The sequence below is a fragment of the Streptomyces sp. NPDC034043 genome, assembly GCF_055575675.1.
The window spans coordinates 211714-227212 of sequence record NZ_JBVISF010000011.1 but is presented as its reverse complement, the minus strand read 5'-3'; the positions used below and the strand labels follow the sequence as shown (position 1 = coordinate 227212).

Annotated in this window: 16 protein-coding genes and 1 tRNA gene; 9 read left to right on the top strand and 8 right to left on the bottom strand. The window is 74.3% G+C overall.

All coding sequences use genetic code 11. The features are described 5' to 3' along the window. Positions 1 to 19 precede the first annotated feature (19 nt). Together ACZ51S_RS25500 and ACZ51S_RS25495 are read left to right on the top strand one after the other, a co-directional pair. Positions 20 to 739 carry a TetR/AcrR family transcriptional regulator gene (locus tag ACZ51S_RS25500; RefSeq protein ID WP_468478989.1) on the top strand — a complete coding sequence of 240 codons (720 nt, stop codon included), beginning with the start codon at positions 20 to 22 and terminating at the stop codon, positions 737 to 739. A gap of 10 nt (positions 740 to 749) precedes the next feature. Continuing rightward, positions 750 to 1025, top strand: coding sequence for a hypothetical protein (locus ACZ51S_RS25495; protein WP_468888348.1), 276 nt, complete (start codon positions 750 to 752; stop codon positions 1023 to 1025). 1172 nt (positions 1026 to 2197) lie between these two features. On the opposite strand, the gene ACZ51S_RS25490 is transcribed toward ACZ51S_RS25495, so the two are convergent. Continuing rightward, entirely contained in the window at positions 2198 to 2824 is a 627-nt protein-coding gene (locus ACZ51S_RS25490) for a hypothetical protein (protein ID WP_468888351.1), read from the bottom strand. A gap of 182 nt (positions 2825 to 3006) precedes the next feature. Here ACZ51S_RS25490 and ACZ51S_RS25485 point away from each other — a divergent pair, with 182 nt between their 5' ends. Then, positions 3007 to 3801: an NERD domain-containing protein gene (locus ACZ51S_RS25485; RefSeq protein ID WP_468800810.1), complete on the top strand. Its 795-nt coding sequence runs from the start codon at positions 3007 to 3009 to the stop codon at positions 3799 to 3801. 56 nt (positions 3802 to 3857) lie between these two features. Here ACZ51S_RS25485 and ku read toward each other — a convergent pair whose 3' ends face one another. Then, positions 3858 to 5036: a non-homologous end joining protein Ku gene (gene ku / locus ACZ51S_RS25480; protein WP_468962053.1), complete on the bottom strand. Its 1179-nt coding sequence runs from the start codon at positions 5034 to 5036 to the stop codon at positions 3858 to 3860. Positions 5037 to 5067: 31 nt separating this feature from the next. Between ku and ligD the strand changes: the two genes are divergently transcribed. Together ligD and ACZ51S_RS25470 are read left to right on the top strand one after the other, a co-directional pair. Continuing rightward, positions 5068 to 5952 (top strand): non-homologous end-joining DNA ligase, encoded by an 885-nt coding sequence (gene ligD, locus ACZ51S_RS25475; RefSeq protein WP_468478994.1) that lies wholly within the window; start codon positions 5068 to 5070, stop codon positions 5950 to 5952. Then, a complete protein-coding gene (locus ACZ51S_RS25470) occupies positions 5949 to 6848 on the top strand; it encodes an ATP-dependent DNA ligase (RefSeq protein ID WP_388939700.1) in 900 nt (299 codons plus the stop codon). The genes ligD and ACZ51S_RS25470 overlap by 4 nt, the downstream gene beginning before the upstream one ends. A 123-nt stretch (positions 6849 to 6971) precedes the next feature. Here the strand turns inward: ACZ51S_RS25470 and ACZ51S_RS25465 are convergent, their stop codons facing one another. Both ACZ51S_RS25465 and ACZ51S_RS25460 read right to left on the bottom strand, forming a co-directional pair. Next, positions 6972 to 7367, bottom strand: a complete 396-nt coding sequence (locus ACZ51S_RS25465) for a DUF6479 family protein (protein WP_468478995.1) — start codon at positions 7365 to 7367, stop codon at positions 6972 to 6974. A gap of 316 nt (positions 7368 to 7683) precedes the next feature. Then, entirely contained in the window at positions 7684 to 8664 is a 981-nt protein-coding gene (locus ACZ51S_RS25460) for an XdhC family protein (protein ID WP_468962050.1), read from the bottom strand. A 224-nt stretch (positions 8665 to 8888) separates the two neighbouring features. Here ACZ51S_RS25460 and ACZ51S_RS25455 point away from each other — a divergent pair, with 224 nt between their 5' ends. Further along, entirely contained in the window at positions 8889 to 10232 is a 1344-nt protein-coding gene (locus ACZ51S_RS25455; RefSeq protein ID WP_468478997.1) for an MFS transporter, read from the top strand. A gap of 52 nt (positions 10233 to 10284) precedes the next feature. Then, on the top strand, positions 10285 to 12810 hold the full coding sequence (locus ACZ51S_RS25450; RefSeq protein WP_468888359.1) for a helicase-associated domain-containing protein: 2526 nt from the start codon (positions 10285 to 10287) through the stop codon (positions 12808 to 12810). A 9-nt stretch (positions 12811 to 12819) separates the two neighbouring features. On the opposite strand, the gene ACZ51S_RS25445 is transcribed toward ACZ51S_RS25450, so the two are convergent. The 4 genes from ACZ51S_RS25445 to ACZ51S_RS25430 form a co-directional block, all read right to left on the bottom strand. Beyond that, complete coding sequence (locus ACZ51S_RS25445; protein ID WP_468800793.1) at positions 12820 to 13272, bottom strand: DUF4279 domain-containing protein; 453 nt, start codon at positions 13270 to 13272, stop codon at positions 12820 to 12822. 40 nt (positions 13273 to 13312) lie between these two features. Next, positions 13313 to 13483: an e9imm peptide gene (locus ACZ51S_RS25440; protein ID WP_468962048.1), complete on the bottom strand. Its 171-nt coding sequence runs from the start codon at positions 13481 to 13483 to the stop codon at positions 13313 to 13315. 35 nt (positions 13484 to 13518) lie between these two features. Next, on the bottom strand, positions 13519 to 13674 hold the full coding sequence (locus ACZ51S_RS25435) for a hypothetical protein (protein ID WP_468479001.1): 156 nt from the start codon (positions 13672 to 13674) through the stop codon (positions 13519 to 13521). 145 nt (positions 13675 to 13819) lie between these two features. After that, positions 13820 to 13891: transfer RNA gene (locus tag ACZ51S_RS25430), tRNA-Arg, on the bottom strand. A gap of 106 nt (positions 13892 to 13997) precedes the next feature. On the opposite strand from ACZ51S_RS25430, the gene ACZ51S_RS25425 reads away from it, so the two are divergent. Next, positions 13998 to 14465 (top strand): response regulator, encoded by a 468-nt coding sequence (locus ACZ51S_RS25425; RefSeq protein ID WP_388940000.1) that lies wholly within the window; start codon positions 13998 to 14000, stop codon positions 14463 to 14465. A gap of 69 nt (positions 14466 to 14534) precedes the next feature. Then, entirely contained in the window at positions 14535 to 15482 is a 948-nt protein-coding gene (gene nrtL / locus ACZ51S_RS25420) for an ArgS-related anticodon-binding protein NrtL (RefSeq protein WP_468800785.1), read from the top strand. Positions 15483 to 15499 lie beyond the last annotated feature (17 nt).

Here is a 15499-nt window from a genome sequence, read left to right as displayed (position 1 = left end):
GGTCGTCTACTCTGCGGGCATGACCGTACGGGCCTACCGCAGACTGAGTGTCGAGGAGCGGCGAGCCCAGCTCCTCGACGCCGCGCTGTCGTTGTTCGCGCACCGTGCCCCCGAGGAGATCTCCCTCGATGACGTCGCGGAGGCCGCGGGCGTCTCGCGCCCGCTGGTCTACCGCTACTTCCCGGGCGGGAAACAGCAGTTGTACGAAGCCGCCCTGCGCTCGGCGGCCGACGTCCTCGAACTGTGCTTCGCCGAACCGCAGGCCGGCCCGCTGACCCAGCGCCTCTCCCGGGTCCTGGACCGCTACCTCGCCTTCGTCGACGAGCACGACGCAGGCTTCGCCGCCCTCCTGCAGGGCGGCAGCGTCGTGGAGACCTCCCGCACCACGGCCACGGTGGACGGCATCCGCCGCGCGGCCGCCGACCAGATCCTCCTCCACCTGGACGTCCCCGCCCCGGGTCCCGGACCGCGGCTGCGGATGATGGTGCGCACCTGGATCACGGCGGTCGAGGCGGCCTCCCTGATCTGGATCGACGAGGGGAAACAGCCCGAGGTCACCACCCTCCGCGACTGGCTGGTGGACCAGTTCATCGCCCTGCTCACGGCCACGGCGGCCACCGACCCCGAGACGGCGTCCGCCGCCCGGGCCGCGCTCGCGCTGGAACCGCCGGAGGGTCCGGTGGGCGTCCTCGCCCGACGCGTCATCCCGCTGGTCTCCGAGGCGGCCCACCTGCTGTGACACTGGTGGGGTGAGAAGCGAACCGACCCCCTTCGAGGGCGGGCCGATGGACGGCCGGGTCCTCCCGATCCTCGTCGGCCCGACGGGCCACCCCCCCAAGTGGTACGAGATCCCGGTCCCGGCCCCGGACGGCGGGCCGCCGACGGTACTGCTCTACGAGCGGGTCCCGTCGGGGTACACGAAGCGGCTGGGACTCCAGAAGGGGTGGAAGTACATCTTCTCCCCGACGGGCCAGAAGCCGAAGCTGCGCTGGCCGTGGAGCGGGCGGGGGCGGGGCGGGAAGTAGGGGGTGGGGGCTGCGGGGGGCGGTGTCAGGGCTGGTTTGGGGGTTTCCCGTCAGTCCCATCGTCCTTCCGGTTCGTGCCGGCCTGTCAAGGGCGCTCCTTCGTCGCGTCGCTTCGCGATGTCGCTTCGCTCCACCCTTGACAGCCCGTCCCGCCCCGGAAAGCCGAAAGACTGCCGGGAAGCCCCCAAAAGAACGGTCACGGGGCAGGAATGGGAGGGACGGGTGTCTCAGTGACGAGACGAGGGGCCGGGCGCCGGTCCGCCGGGCATCCGGGCCCCAAAGACCCTCGGCGGTCCACCCCCGCGCATCAGATCGCTACGCGCTCCTCCCGGCTTGGCGTCCGACGACCGTCTGGGGGCCGATACCCGCACTACATGTCGATCAGGGCGGCATTCGGGGCCGGTGGGCGCGTGAGATGGCTACGCGCTCCTCATTTCTCGGCGGCTGAAGGCCGTCTGGGGCTGAGAAGCGTCGGACAGCAGTCGAGGGGTGCTTCGAGGGGTCGAAACGGGCAGCCCGGTGCATCTCTCGGGCCTTTCGCCGGCCTCTCGACCGTCTGTCGGAGTCTGGGGATGCCTTTTTCAACGGCAGACTCCGACAGGGACCCTTCACGCCTCGCCCACGCCCACCAAAGGCGGGTAAAAGGGATAATCCACCTCGCTGGCGGATCACATCACCACAGGCGGGCCGCAGACGCCTCCCGGGCGGAAGCGCGTAGCGATCCGACGCGCCCACCCGTCCCGAATGCTGCCCTGATCGTCATTTCGTGCGGGTATCAGCCCCGGACGGTTGCCAGACGCCAAGCCGGGAGGAGCGCGTAGCGATCTGACGCGCGGGGGTGGACCGCCGAGGGTCTTTGGGGCCCGGATGCCCGGCGGACCGACGCCCGGCCCCTCGCCTCATCGCTGAGAGACCCGTCCCTCCGACTCCTGCCCCGTGACCGTTCTTTTGGGGGCTTCCCGGCAGTCTTTCGGCTTTCCGGGGCGGGTCGGTCGGTCAAGGGTGGCCGAAGGCCATCACGCAGTGACGCGACGAAGGAGCGCCCTTGACGGGCCGGCACGAACCGGAAGGACGATGGGACTGACGGGAAACCCCCAGACCGTCTCCGAGACGGCCCCGCCGACACCCACCCCACCCGCAGCCCCCGCCCCGCCTCGCCCCCCGGGCCGGGATCAGCCGTCCGTACGGCCGCGCCTCAGCATCGCGTAGCCCAGCCCGGCGGCGCCGACCGCCGCGATGCCGCCGCCCGCGGCGAGCAGCAGTACGCCGTCCCCGGGGCCGTCGGCCAGGGTGTGGAGGCGCAGGGCCTCGGCCGTACCGGGGGTGCCGGAGCGGTCCCGCCCCGCGGCGTCGACCGAGGCGGGCACGACCTGGCCGCCACCGCCACCGCCGGGCGGGGTCCGGGTCCCGGTCTTGTGCCCGTAGCCGCCGACCGTGTGGGAGCCGTCTCCCCGGACGGTCTCGCCGACCCAGGAGGAAAGCCGCCCGTCCGGCCCCAGCGCGGCATGCAGTTCCCCGGCGGCGCCGACCCCGGTGGCCCCGTCGCGGCTGGTCAGCGTGACGACCGTGGCCCCGGCGCGCAGGATCTCGGCCTGGTACGCGTCCTTCGCGACGCGGTACACCTTCGCCGTCGACCGGCCGTCCGCGAGGGAGACGCTGCTGACCAGGGTCCGCTGCGTGCCCGAGGCGGCCGGCGCCGCGTCGGCGAGCGCGGCGGCGGCCGGCAGGGCCAGCAGCGCACCGGCGCAGGCGGTCACGGCGGTGGCGCGAACGATGGCGCGGCGACGGACGGTGTCCACGGGGTTCCCTCGGTTGGTCAGCGTCTGGTGCTTCCGGACGGCACAAAAGTAGGCCCCGGCCGTTGCGGTAGGGCGATGGCCTTGTAACAGGAAGGCAGCAGGGACCCGACGGAGCTGTTACACAACCGAGGGATTGCCCGGAGCGGCGCCGCCTGCTCCCATGGACGGCAGGGGTGAGGCCGATGCGCGGACTCAAGGTCCTTCCGAGCGGCAGGCCCGGCCGCGGCCGGCTCTACGTCAACCGGCCGGACGGTCAGGCGGTGGCCTGGTACGACCGGCAGGCCAACCGGATCAGCGTTCTGACGGAGGATCAGTGCGAAGCGGTACTGGCCGCCCTGCGCCCCTACTTGACCCGCGGCTGGACCATCGGCCCGCCCCCCGTGCCGACCGCCGCGGAGCTGCGCTCCCTGAGCCTGCCGCCCGACCGGGACCTGGCCCCGAACCGGCCCGGCGAGACCCTGCTGGGCGAGCTGGCGTACGGCTCACCGGGCGGCCGCGCCCGGCTCCGCATGCGGCAGGAACTCCAGGCCCGGCAGCGCACGGGCGCGGAGCTCGACCTGCTGGAGGCGGCGGGCTGGCGGGCGCTGCACGACGTCCCGTTGCCCGGTCTGGGGCTGCTGGATCACCTGCTCATCGGCCCGCCGGGCGTCCTGGCCCTGCGCACCGTCCCGGGCCGCCGCCAGCGCGCCCAGGTCGGGGACCTGCTGCTGACGGTGGGCCGCGCCGAGCCCCGGCCCGACCCCCGCTGGATCCGCCGGGCGGCCGCATGCGCCGCCCGGGTGCTGGCGGCTCCGGTGACCCCGGCCCTGGCACTGGCCGACGCCTCCCGGGTGGTGGTGGCCCCGACGCAGCGGGACGTCCTCGTCCTCGAGCCCCCGACTCTGGCGGCCCCGCTGCGGGCCGCGCCCGCGACCCTCAAGCCCCTGCAGGTCGAAGCCCTCTTCGCGCGGGCCCGCGCCCGCCCGGCGTGGGCCTGAGCGCCACCCCGCCACCCCGCCACCCCCACCCCGCCAACCCGCCGCCCCGGCCTCCCTCAGGCCGAACTCCGCTTGCGCGGCGCCGCCTTCTTGGCCGCGCCCGCAGCCGCCGTCTTCTTCGCGGAGGCGGCGGACGTGGACTTGGTGGCGGACTTCGCGGTGGACTTCCGCGCCCCCGAGGCGGACTTCGCGGCGGCGGAGGTGGACTTCGTGGCGGTCGAAGTGGACTTGGCCGCCCGCGACTTGCCCGAAGCTGCCGTCGAAGTGGACTTCGCGGTCGTCTTCTTCCCGGACGCCGCCGTCTTGCGGGCGCCCGACGCCGTCGACTTCTTCCCGCCCACCGCCTTCGGCGCGGCGGGCGCCGCTCCGCGCCGGATGGGGGTCACCTGCGCCTCCGTGCCCTCCTCCGCCTCCTCGCGCTCGGCTCCTTCCGCCTCCGCGCCCCGCTGACCGCCGCCCCGCGAGGCCTTGGCGGCCCGGACGCTGTTCTCCAGCGCCGCCATCAGGTCGATCACCTGCGCCCCGGCCGACTCCACCACGGCCTCCGACGGCTCGAACGCCCCGTCCGCCTTCGCCGCGATCATCGCCTCCACGGCCTCGCGGTAGTCGTCGTGCAGGGAGGACATGTCCACCTCGCCGAGGGTGGCCATCAGCGCGTCGGCCAGGTCCAGCTCCGCTTCCCGCACGGTCACCGAGGCCTCGGGGGCCACCCCCTCCGGCGCCCTGATCTCGTCCGGCCACAGCAGCCCGTGCATCGCGATCACGTCGTCGACGACCCGCAGCATGCCCAGCCGCTCCCGCCCCCGCAGCGCGTACTTGGCGATCGCGACCCGGCGGCTGCGCTTGAGCGCCTCCCGTAGCAGCGTGTACGGCTTGGCCGCCGTGGCGCCGTTCGCCGCGAGGTAGTACGCGGCGTCCATCTGGAGGGGGTCGATCTCCTCGGTGGGTACGAACGACACGATCTCGATCGTCTTCGCCGTCGGGATCGGCAGCCGCGCCAGGTCCTCCTCCGTGATCGGGATGATCGACCCGTCCGCCTCCTCGTACCCCTTGCCGATCTCGGAGGAGGGCACCTCCTCCCCGTCCAGCTCGCACACCTTGCGGTAGCGGACCCGGCCGCCGTCGGACACATGGATCTGGCGGAAGGAGATCGAGTGGCTCTCGGTGGCGTTCACGAGCTTGATCGGGATGCTGACCAGGCCGAAGGAGATCGCCCCATTCCAAATGGATCGCACGGTTCCTCCTGATTCGTGGCAATCTCATCGTATGACGCCGATCACGATGGTGGAGGGGCGTCGCATCGCGCTCAGCAACCTGGACAAGGTCCTCTACCCGAGGACCGGCTTCACCAAGGGCGAGGTGCTGCACTACTACGCCACCGTCGCGGACTCCCTCCTCGCGCACATCCAGGACCGCCCCCTCTCCTTCCTGCGCTATCCGGACGGCCCGGACGGCCAGCTCTTCTTCACCAAGAACCCGCCGCCCGGCACACCCGACTGGGTGAAGACCACCCCCGTGCCCCGCTCCGAGGACGAACGGGCCGAACAAGTGGTCGTATCCGGCCTGGCGTCCCTCATGTGGGCCGCCAACCTGGTCGTGGAGTTCCACACCCCGCAGTGGCGGGCCGGCGCCCCCGCCGTCGCCGACCGGCTCGTCCTCGACCTCGACCCCGGCCCGCCCGCCACCGTCGTCGAGTGCTGCACCGCCGCCCTCTGGCTGCGCGAGCGCCTCGCCGCCGACGGACTGACCGCGTACGCCAAGACCTCCGGCTCCAAGGGCCTGCACCTGGCCGTGGCGCTCGAACCGGTCTCCTCCGCGCGCGCGTCCGCGTACGCGAAGGCCCTCGCCCAGGAGGCCGAGGCGGAGCTGCGCGGGCTCGTCGTGCACCGGATGGCCAAGGCGCTGCGCCCCGGCAAGGTGTTCGTCGACCACAGCCAGAACGCCGCCGCCAAGACCACCGCCGCGCCCTACACGCTGCGCGCGCGGCCCCTGCCGACCGTCTCCGCACCCGTCTCCTGGGCCGAGGTCGAAGCCTGCCGAGACCCCTCCGACCTGGTGTTCCTCGCCGACGACATCCTGCCCAGGCTGGCCCGCGACGGCGACCTCCTCGCCCCGCTGAACGACCCCGGGCAGGCCGGGAGCCTGCCGTGACCCCGCACGTGCGGGTCGCGCTCGCCGCCGCCGTACGCACCCTGCCGCGCGGGGCGGGCCTGGCGTACGAGCCGAAGTTCGACGGCCACCGCATGGTCGTGCTGCGCACCGAGGAGGACGTGGTGCTCCAGGCCCGCTCCGGGCGGACCGTCACCAGCGCGTTCCCCGATCTGGCGGCGGCCGCCCGGCAGTTGCCCGCCGGCACGGTGCTGGACGGGGAGGTGGTCGTCTGGCACGCCGGCCGCACGGACTTCGCCCTGGTCCAGCGGCGCGCGGCTGCCACGGCGGCCCGCGCCGCCGTGCTGGCGCAGAGCCTGCCGGCCTCGTACGCGGCCTTCGACGTGCTGGAGCTGGCCGGGGTCGACGTCCGGGGCCGCTCCTACGAGCGGCGCCGGGCGCTGCTCGTCGACCTGCTGCTGCCGCTCGGGCCGCCGATCCAGCCGGTGCCGATGACGACCGACCCGGAGCTGGCCCAGACCTGGTACGAGACCCTGCCCGCCAGCGGCATCGAGGGCCTGGTGGTGAAGCGGCTGGACCAGCCCTACCCGGCCGGGCGGCGCGCCTGGCGCAAGCTCCGGCACACGGACGTGCGGGACGCGGCGGTGATCGGCTACACCGGCACCGCGCGCCGCCCGACGGCGCTGGTGCTGGTCCTGCCGGGGGAGGAGGACGAGGCGCCGCTGGTGTCGAGCCCGCTGCCGGCGGTGCTGCGTACGGAGCTCGCGGCCGTGCTCGCCGAGCGAGGGCGCAGCGCCCCGGGCGGGGCCACGGTCACCGCGATCGGGCTCGGGGAGGTGCCGTTCAGCCCGCTGGACCCGCCGCTGGCCGCCGAGGTCCGGCACACCTCCGCACGGCACCCGCCGCCGGAGGTGCTGCGGCTGCGGACGGACCTGTAGGGACGTGGACGGCCCCCGACCCGCGCGGGAGGCGCGGCTCAGGGGCCGGTGCCGGGCGGCGGGGCGGTCCGGGCTGTGGCCTGCCGGGCGTCCGGGCGCCTTCGCGGCCGTGTCCGGGGCCGCTTACGAGTGCGCCCCGCGGCCGGCGTCGGGGGGAGCGCCGGGCTGCGGGTGCGGCCCCGGCCCCTCCGGCTTCTCGTAGCCGGACTCCCGCTCGGCCCGGACCTCCTCGGCATGGCTGGAGGTGGTGGAGCCGAAGTTCCCGTAGCCCTGCATCTCGTGCGGTCGCAGACCGCCCTTGGGGATCTCCACCGGGTCCCGCTCCTCGCGGACCTCGTGGACGGCCCCGCCGTCGGGCAGGTGCGGCTGGCTCTCGGGGGTGGGCGGCGGCGGTTCCTTCGCGCGGACCCGCTGGCCCAGCTTGAAGCCGCCGAGCAGCATGCCGGTGATGATGATTCCGATGACGAAGAACCACGCGATGTCGGTCAGGATCTCGTCCACGCTGAGGATCGTGTCCATAGATCCCATTTTCCCGTTTTTGCTGGTTTTGCACGCGGGAGCGGTGCAAAGAATCCCCGGCCCGCGCGCCTCCTGCCGTTCGCAGCCGCGGCCGGAGCTCCCCCCGGACCCGCCCGGCACCCCCGGGAACAGGGGCGAGGACACCCGGCCCGGGGCCCGCTCCCGCCGCCGGCCCACCCGTACCGGCCCGGAGCGATTCCGCCCGCGCCCCGTGCTCCGGACGGATGACGCGGCCGCCTCCCCGCCGGGGCCGGCTCCCCGCCCCGGCCGGTACGCCGTACCGCGCGGGCCGAAACCCCGATCGCCGGGCGGCCGCTCAGCGCAGCGGCCCCTCCGAATCCCGCAGCCCCCGGGCGTCCCGGCCCCCGAGCACCCCCAGGATCTCGGCGCAGATGGCCAGCGCCGTCTCCGCCGGGGTCCTGGCGCCCAGGTCCAGCCCGATCGGCCCGTGCACCCGGGCCAGCGCGGCCTCGTCCACCCCTGCGGCCACCAGCCCCTCCCGGCGCCGCGCGGTGGTCCGCCGCGAGCCGAGCGCGCCGACGTACGGGATCCCCAGGGCCAGGGCGGTGCGCAGCGCGGGCACGTCGAAGTCCGGCTCGTGGCTGAGCAGTACCAGGCAGGCGGCGTCCCGGTGCGCCGCCAGCGCCTTCTCCGCCTCCGCCGCCGTCTCCACCACGACCGCCTCCCAGCCGAGCAGCGCCGACTGCGCGCCGATCACCTCGGCCAGCTCACCGGTCCCGCCGATCACCAGGTACGGGGCCGACGGGTACGCCTCCACCAGCACCAGCCCGGAGCCCCCGTACAGGGCGTCCCGCCCGGGGCGCCGGGTCCCCAGCAGCTCCCCGGCCCGCCGCCCGGCGTCGTCGGCGGGCTCGTCGCCTACCCGTACGACCTCGCTGACGGCGCCGTCCGCGCCCTCGGTGAGCCGGGTCACCAGCGCCACCCCGGCGCCGCTGCCGAGCAGCTCCCACCATTCGGCGGGGACCGTCGAGAGGGGCTGGAGCAGCACCTCGGCCTGCCCGCCGCAGGTCAGCTTCGCGTCCACCGCCTCGCCGGCCCCGACCGACACCTCACACACCCGCGCGGTCCGCCCGGCGCCCAGGGCCCCGGCCTCCGCGACGAGTTCGGCGTCGAACACCCCGCGGTACAGGGCCCCGACGCACTCCCCCCGGGCGTCCACGAGCACGGCCCCGGCGGGATCCCGGGGCCCGAACCCCTGCTCGGTCACCGGCCGGGCCAGGAAGGCCACCCGCCCCTCGGCCGTCCACCGCCGTGCCGTCTCCGCAAGCTCACGCATCCTCGTCGCCCCATCATCTGTGCGCTCCCTCGCCGCAAAGCGCCTGGTCAACGGGCACGAAGCGGCCTCGGAAACCACCCTACGCACGCCCCGGTCCGCCACCCACCCCCCGAACCCACAGACCCCGGCCCGTCGCCCTCGTACGGACCACCGGAAGACCCCCACGAGTGGCTGCACCACCGGCACCACGGAGAATCGAGGGAACGTGAAGGGAAACGACCACCGTGCACACCCTCAGACACGCCTTCGACTCCCTCTCCGTACGCAACTTCCGGCTCTTCTTCCTCGGCCAGCTCCTCTCGGTGACCTGCACCTGGATGATGGTGATCGCGCAGGACTGGCTGGTGCTGGAGCTCTCGGGGAACTCGGGCACGGCCCTGGGGGTGGTGACGGCCCTGCAGTTCACGCCCGTCCTGCTGCTGTCGCTGTACGGGGGCCGGCTCGCCGACCGCCACAGCAAACGCCGCATCCTGGTCCTCGCCAACCTGGCGTCCGGGGCCTTCGCCCTCGTACTGGGCCTGTGGGTGCTCCTGGGCGAGATCGGGCTCTGGCACATCTGGCTCTTCGCGCTCGCCCTCGGCACGGTCAACTCGGTGGAGGCGCCCGCCCGCATCGCCTTCGTCGGGGAGATGGTGGGCAACGAGCTGCTGCCCAACGCGTCGGCGCTGAGCGGTGCGTACTTCAACGCCGCCCGGGTCGCCGGCCCCGCCGCGGCCGGCCTGCTCATCGCCCGCCTCGACGTCGGGCCGGTGATCCTGATCAACGCGTGCAGCTACCTGGGGGCGGTCGCGGGCCTCGCGCTGATGCGCCCCTCCGAACTCCACGGCCCGCCGGCCCGCCCCGCCGACCCCCGGGTGGCGGACGGGCTCCGCTACGTGGCCCGGCGCCCGGACCTGGTCCTCCCGCTGGCCCTGATCGGCGTACTGGGCCTGGCCGGCTTCAACTTCCAGCTGACGCTGCCCCTGCTGGCCAAGACCGGGTTCCGCACCGGCTCGGCCGCCTTCGGGCTGCTGAGCAGCTCCCTGGCGGCGGGCTCCCTGCTGGCCGCCTTCGCCGCCTCGTCCCGCCGCGCCCGGCCGACGGCCGCCGTCGTCACGGGCTCGGCCCTGGCCTTCGGCGCCGCCGAAGCCCTCACCGGCCTGGCCCCGACCCTCCCGACGGCGTGCCTGCTGCTGGCCCTGACCGGCTTCGCGATGATGTACTTCGCACAGGCCGCCAACCACCGCATCCAGCTCGGCTCGGACCCCGCCTACCGGGGCCGCGTCATGGCCCTCTACATGCTGATCTTCCAGGGCACCACCCCGCTGGGCGCCCTCCTGACGGGCTGGCTGGCCGACCACTGGGGCCCCCGCTGGGCCCTCTCCACGGGAGGCCTGGTCTCGCTGGCGGCCACGGCCACGGCCCTGGCCGTGACGTCCGCCCCCGGCCGGAAGCCCGCCGCCCGCCGGAAGCCCGCCCCCGGCCGGAAGCCCGCCGCCCCGGACGACTCCGCCGCCCCGGACGGCGGCCCCGCACGGACCGCGCGCTCCGGCACCGCCGCGCAGGACCTCCGGCGCGAGGAGTCCTGAACGGGCCCGCCGTTCACCCCTTCGTGGTGAACGGCGCCGCTAGGCTGGCCGGGTGAAAGCGCGCACCGCCCTCACGCAATGGCTCGGCACCCTCGGTTCGGACCGGCTCACCGCCCTGCTGGAAGAGCGCGGCCTGCCGCTCGCCGCGGGACGCCGGCCGGTCACCTCCCTCCGGGAGCTCGCCGACCACCTGCTCACCGACGAGTCGGTGGGCCGCGCCCTGATGGCCGGCACCCTCGGGGAACTGCACCTGCTGGCTTCCATCGCGGCCCACGCCCTGGAGCGGCACGGACCCGCCGAGGGCGCCGAGCCCGACGGCCGCCCGCGTTACCCCTGGCAGCAGCAACAGCCGGCGGCGCCCGTGGAGCCCTCCCGGCGGCTGGTGGCCGAGGAGGACGTACTGGGCTGGTTCGAGCCGGGGGAGCCGCGGCGCCGAGCCGCCCGTACGCTCGCCGGACTGCGCGAACGCGCCCTGCTCCTGCCCGCCCCCCGCGGGCGGCTGGCGCTCCCGCCGCTGCTGCACGTCCGGGCCGCCGGGTTCGACGGATACGGCCGCACCGTGGCCCAGCTGCTGACCAGCGCCTACAACGCCCCCGAGGTCAAGCGGATCGCCACCCGCCTCTTCGGCGAGGGCGCCGCCCGGACCCGCGACCAGGCCCAGGAACTGATCACCGCCCTCTACGCCGACCCCGCCCGGGTGAGGTCACTGGCCGCGGAGGCCCCGGACCGCGCCCGGGAACTGCTGGAGCACCTGGTGCCCGGCCCGCCGCTGCTGCGCACCCACTGCTTCGTCAGCCGCAACGGCGACCGGTACGCGGGCACGGACTCCGCGTACGTGTTCCGGGACGGCGGCAGCGGCGACGAGGGCACCGACTGGCTGGCGGCGCGGGGGATGCTGATCCCGGCGGGACCCGATCTGGCGGAGCTCCCGTACGAGGTGGCCCGCGCGCTGCGCGAGGAGAACGCGGCACCCCAACCCCGGCTGGACCCCGAGCCGTTCACCGCCACCACCCCCCTGGCCCCGGGCTGGGAGGGCGAGGGCGCCGCGGCCGCCGGGGCCGCCGTCTGGCGGGCCGAACTGGTCCTGCGGGCCCTGGCGGCCCAGCCGGTGACGGTCCGCAAGGCGGGCGGGATCGCCGTACGCGACACCCGGCGGCTGGCCCGCGCGGCCGGAGCGGACGAGGCGCACACCCGGCTGTGGCTCGACCTCGCCGTGAACGCCGGCCTCGCGGCCCCCCGGCAGCAGGAGCCGGCCCCCGCCCCCCGTACCCCCAAGCCGTCGGCACGGCTCCTGCCCACCGACCGCTACGACGCCTGGGCCTGCGCCCCGGCCGCGGGCAAACTGCTGCCGCTGCTGGCGGCCTGGGCGGTGGTCCCCGAGATCCTCAGCCACTGGCCGGACCCCGACCAACCCGCGGTCGCGCTCATCAGCCCGCAGGACGAGGAAGCGGTGGCCCTGCGGACCGGCGTACTGCGCGCCCTCGCCACGCTCCCCGCCGGACACGGACTGCTGCTGCCGCGGAACGCCCTCGCCTACGCCGAACTCCTCGCCACGGCCGCCTGGTTCCAGCCGCTCCTGCGCCGGCACCTGGGAACCGACGACGCCGGCGCACCCGTCCCGCACGAGCTCCTCGACCGCCTGGCCGCCACCCTCGAGGAAGCCGCCCTGCTCGGGGTGGTCGCCCACGGCGCGCTCACCCCCGTCGGGCGTGCCCTGTGCGGGCTGCTGGACGCGGGCGCGGCCCACCACTACCCGGCCGTCCCCGGCGCGGGCGCCGACCCCGCCGGGCGCGGCTCCGACGGCCTGGGCGAAGACCTGTCCCTGCGCCCGGCCCTCGCGCAGGCGGTGACCGCCCTGCGCGAGGCCCTGTACGCAGCCCTGCCCGAACCGAGCACCACGGCCCGCTTCCAGAGCGACCTGACGGCCACGGTGACCGGCGCGCCGGCTCCCGCCCTCGCCGACCTGCTCTCCGCCGTCGGCGACATCGAGTCCGAGGGGCACGCCGTGGTCTGGCGCATCACCGCGGCCTCCGTACGCCGGGCCCTGGACGCCGGCCGGAGCGCCGACGAACTCCTCGACCGCCTCAGCGCCGCGAGCGAAGGCGGCACCCCGCTGCCCCAGCCTCTGTGCTACACGATCAAGGACACCGCCCGCACCCACGGCCTGCTCAAGGTCGTCCGCTCCGCGTGCTGCATCCGCTCGGACGACACCGGCCTGATCGAGGAGGTGTCCCAGGCCCGCGGCCTGGCCAAGCTCGGCCTCCGCCGCATCGCTCCCACGGTGCTGATCTCCACGGCCCCGCCGGAGGAGACGCTGACGGCCCTCCGAGCCGCCGGCTACGCCCCCACCCAGGAGACCGAAACCGGCACCACCCTGCTCGACCGCGCCCCCGCCGAACGCGCCCCAACCCCGATGCCCACCCTGGACGAAGCCCACCCCCCATACGGCCCCGCACGCCCCAACACCCCGACCAGCGCCCGCACCCTGGCCCTTGCCCTCACGCCGCCCCCACAAGAAGCATCCCCGCCCCATGAAGCCCGACGACACCCCAACGCTCCCGGGACCGACCGCACATAAGCGAAGACTTCAGTTCGAGGGTGAGGGAGGGGGCATGTCGTACTCATCGACGTCAAGGTCCAGTGCCCAGCCGAAGAGGTTGTGCTCGTCCCTCTCCTCCGGCTGCCCGGCCTCGTTCCGCTGCTCGTCGTCGTTGAAATAGCGCACGATCTCCAGCCGGGCCTCGAGGCCCGGCTCTTCTTCGTCTTCTGCATCGTTGAACCGCCTCATGAGCTCGGCCATGCGGTCGGTCCGTGGCTTGAGGCGGCCCAGGACGTGCGCGATCTGTTCGTCTACGCGCAGGCCCGGTTCTCTGCACACGACCTTCCAGACCTCACAGAACGGATTCGCCGGGTCAACAGGGAGCCGGCGCGGGTTGACCACCTTCGTCTCATCGGGATCGATACCCAGCGCCTCAGTTATCTCCTGCGCAGTAATGCGGCGGCTGGACAGAGCGAAGTACACGTACTGGTGGAGGGGCATCCCCGCAGATTACGGGTTCACCCTTGCCGCGCCGGCTGACTCAAAGCGCGAAGGGCTCGTACGCCTTGGCTCGGTCTACGACTTTCTCGGCGCTCAGTTCGGGGTCGAAGTCCCAGTAGATGTAGTCGCTGATGTGGGGGCATCGCAGTTCGGCTTGGAGGGTGGCCAGGACCGTGTCGACTTCGGTCTCGTCGGCGATGGATCCGTCCATGAGCCGTCGAACGAGCCCTACCGCTTCACCGCGCGTCACGACGTGCCGTGACTGCGGACGTGAGCGCCCGCGCCGTCCAGGGCGTCCGGGAGGCGGATCGCGAGCAGTCGGCCGGCCTCGCGCCGCACCGCGCCGGCTGCGGACACGGAGTGCAGTGGCGTGGGCTTGGCCTGAAGGGAACCCGTACTCATGGGCAGGAGCATAGGAGTGGCCGGCATGCCGCTCCGAACACCCGGGACCATGCGGCTGCCCGGTACGGTACTTGGCCGCACATACGCGAAGACCCCGTCTCAGCGCTGCCGCTGATGGCGGGGTCTTTGGGCACTTCCTGCGAAGTGCCCCCGGCAGGATTCGAACCTGCGCACACGGCTCCGGAGGCCGTTGCTCTATCCCCTGAGCTACGGGGGCGTGTCGTCCGCGTTGCGGCGACGGGTTGAACACTACCAGCTTCCGCGGGGTGATCAGGAACCGATTTGGGCGGGAGGGGGAGGTCGGCCGCCCGGAGGGGGTGGAAGTGGCAAAAACCCGGACGCGGGGGCTTAGGGCGACCTACTCTCGAGTTGTGCCAGGCGCCTCGGGCCGGGTGCTTGTTGTCGACGACAACAAGGTCATCCGGCAGCTGATCAAGGTCAATCTCGAGCTGGAGGGCTTCGAGGTCGTGACCGCGAGCGATGGTGCCGAGTGCCTGGACGTCGTGCACCGCGTGTGTCCCGACGCGATCACCCTTGATGTGGTCATGCCCCGGCTGGACGGGTTCGGGGCCGCCGCGCAGCTGCGGGCCGATCCGCGGACCCGGCACCTGCCCGTCGCCATCGTCAGTGCCTGTACGCAGCTCGAGGCCGAGGCGGCGATCGCCGCCGGGGTGGACGCGTTCGTCGCCAAGCCGTTCGAGCCGGCCGAGCTGGTCCGCGTCGTACGCCGCCTCGTCGAGCGCAAGGGCGCCCCGGCCGGGCGGGCCGGGAGGGCCGGTCGGGGGGCCTGACGGCTCCGCCCTGTTCACATGGCGAAACCCGATGCATGGCCCGGGGGCTTCTCCCCTAGGCTGGGTTCCGTGATCCCCGCCGACCTCTCGCGTGCCGTCGTACAAGCCGTACGTCGCGCCGTTGAGGACGGGGTACTGGCCGGGAGCGTCCCCGGGCGGGTCGTGGTCGAACGGACCCGGCCCGGGGGAGTGGGGGAGTACGCCACCCCCGTCGCCCTCCAGGTCGCGAAGAGCGCCCGGCGGGAGCCCCGTGAGGTCGCCCGGGTGCTCGCGGCCCGGCTGCTGGCCGACGAGCCCGGCATCCGGGGTGTGGAGATCACCGGGCCCGGGTTCCTGAACTTCACCCTCGCGCCGGTCCCCGCCGCCGAGCTCGTGCGCGAGATCCGGGCCAGGGGACGCCGGTACGGGTACGCGCCCGACGGGGAGGTGCGTGCGCGGGTCCTGGGGGAGGCCGTCCGGCGGATCCGGGCCAGTCAGGGCGCGCCCGGCCCCGAGGAGCTGCGCGTCGCGCCCGTCGCCAGGCGCGACGGGGACGTCGTCGCCGCGTACGGGGCGGACGCCGCGGCCTGGGCCATGCTCTGCGTACCGGCCCGCGAGACCCCCTCCTTCACGCCCGGCCTGCTCGTCCAGGACGAGTCCAGCGAGTTCTTCCGGGTCCGGTACGCCCACTCCCGCGCCCGTTCCCTGCGGATCAACGCCGGCCGGCTCGGGTTCGACGCGGAGCCAGGTGAGCCCGACGCCCCCGGCACGCCCAGCACCCCCGCCCTGCTGCGCCTGCTCGCCGAGTACCCGCTCGTCCTGGAGGCCGCCGCGCACCACCAGGCGCCCGAGCGGCTCACCCGGCACCTCGTCGCCGTCGCCGATGCGCTCCTCGACTTCCAGCACCGGGTCCTGCCCAAGGGGGACGAGAAACCCTCGGCCGCCCACCGCGCCCGGCTGGCACTCGCCGAAGCCGCCGGGACGGTGCTGGCAGGCGGCCTCGCCCTCCTCGGCATAGACGCCCCCGACTTCCTGTGATCCGCGAAGAGAGATTC

Bases quoted from the DNA above. Each gene is read 5' to 3' on its own strand.
- ACZ51S_RS25460 (WP_468962050.1), bottom strand. From the start codon at position 8,664: ATGCGTGAGCTTGCGGAGACGGCACGGCGGTGGACGGCCGAGGGGCGG.
- ACZ51S_RS25445 (WP_468800793.1), bottom strand. From the start codon at position 13,272: ATGCCCCTCCACCAGTACGTGTACTTCGCTCTGTCCAGCCGCCGCATT.
- ACZ51S_RS25485 (WP_468800810.1), top strand. From the start codon at position 3,007: ATGCGCGGACTCAAGGTCCTTCCGAGCGGCAGGCCCGGCCGCGGCCGG.
- ACZ51S_RS25435 (WP_468479001.1), bottom strand. From the start codon at position 13,674: ATGAGTACGGGTTCCCTTCAGGCCAAGCCCACGCCACTGCACTCCGTG.
- ACZ51S_RS25465 (WP_468478995.1), bottom strand. From the start codon at position 7,367: ATGGACACGATCCTCAGCGTGGACGAGATCCTGACCGACATCGCGTGG.
- ACZ51S_RS25440 (WP_468962048.1), bottom strand. From the start codon at position 13,483: ATGGACGGATCCATCGCCGACGAGACCGAAGTCGACACGGTCCTGGCC.
- ligD (WP_468478994.1), top strand. From the start codon at position 5,068: ATGACGCCGATCACGATGGTGGAGGGGCGTCGCATCGCGCTCAGCAAC.
- ACZ51S_RS25500 (WP_468478989.1), top strand. From the start codon at position 20: ATGACCGTACGGGCCTACCGCAGACTGAGTGTCGAGGAGCGGCGAGCC.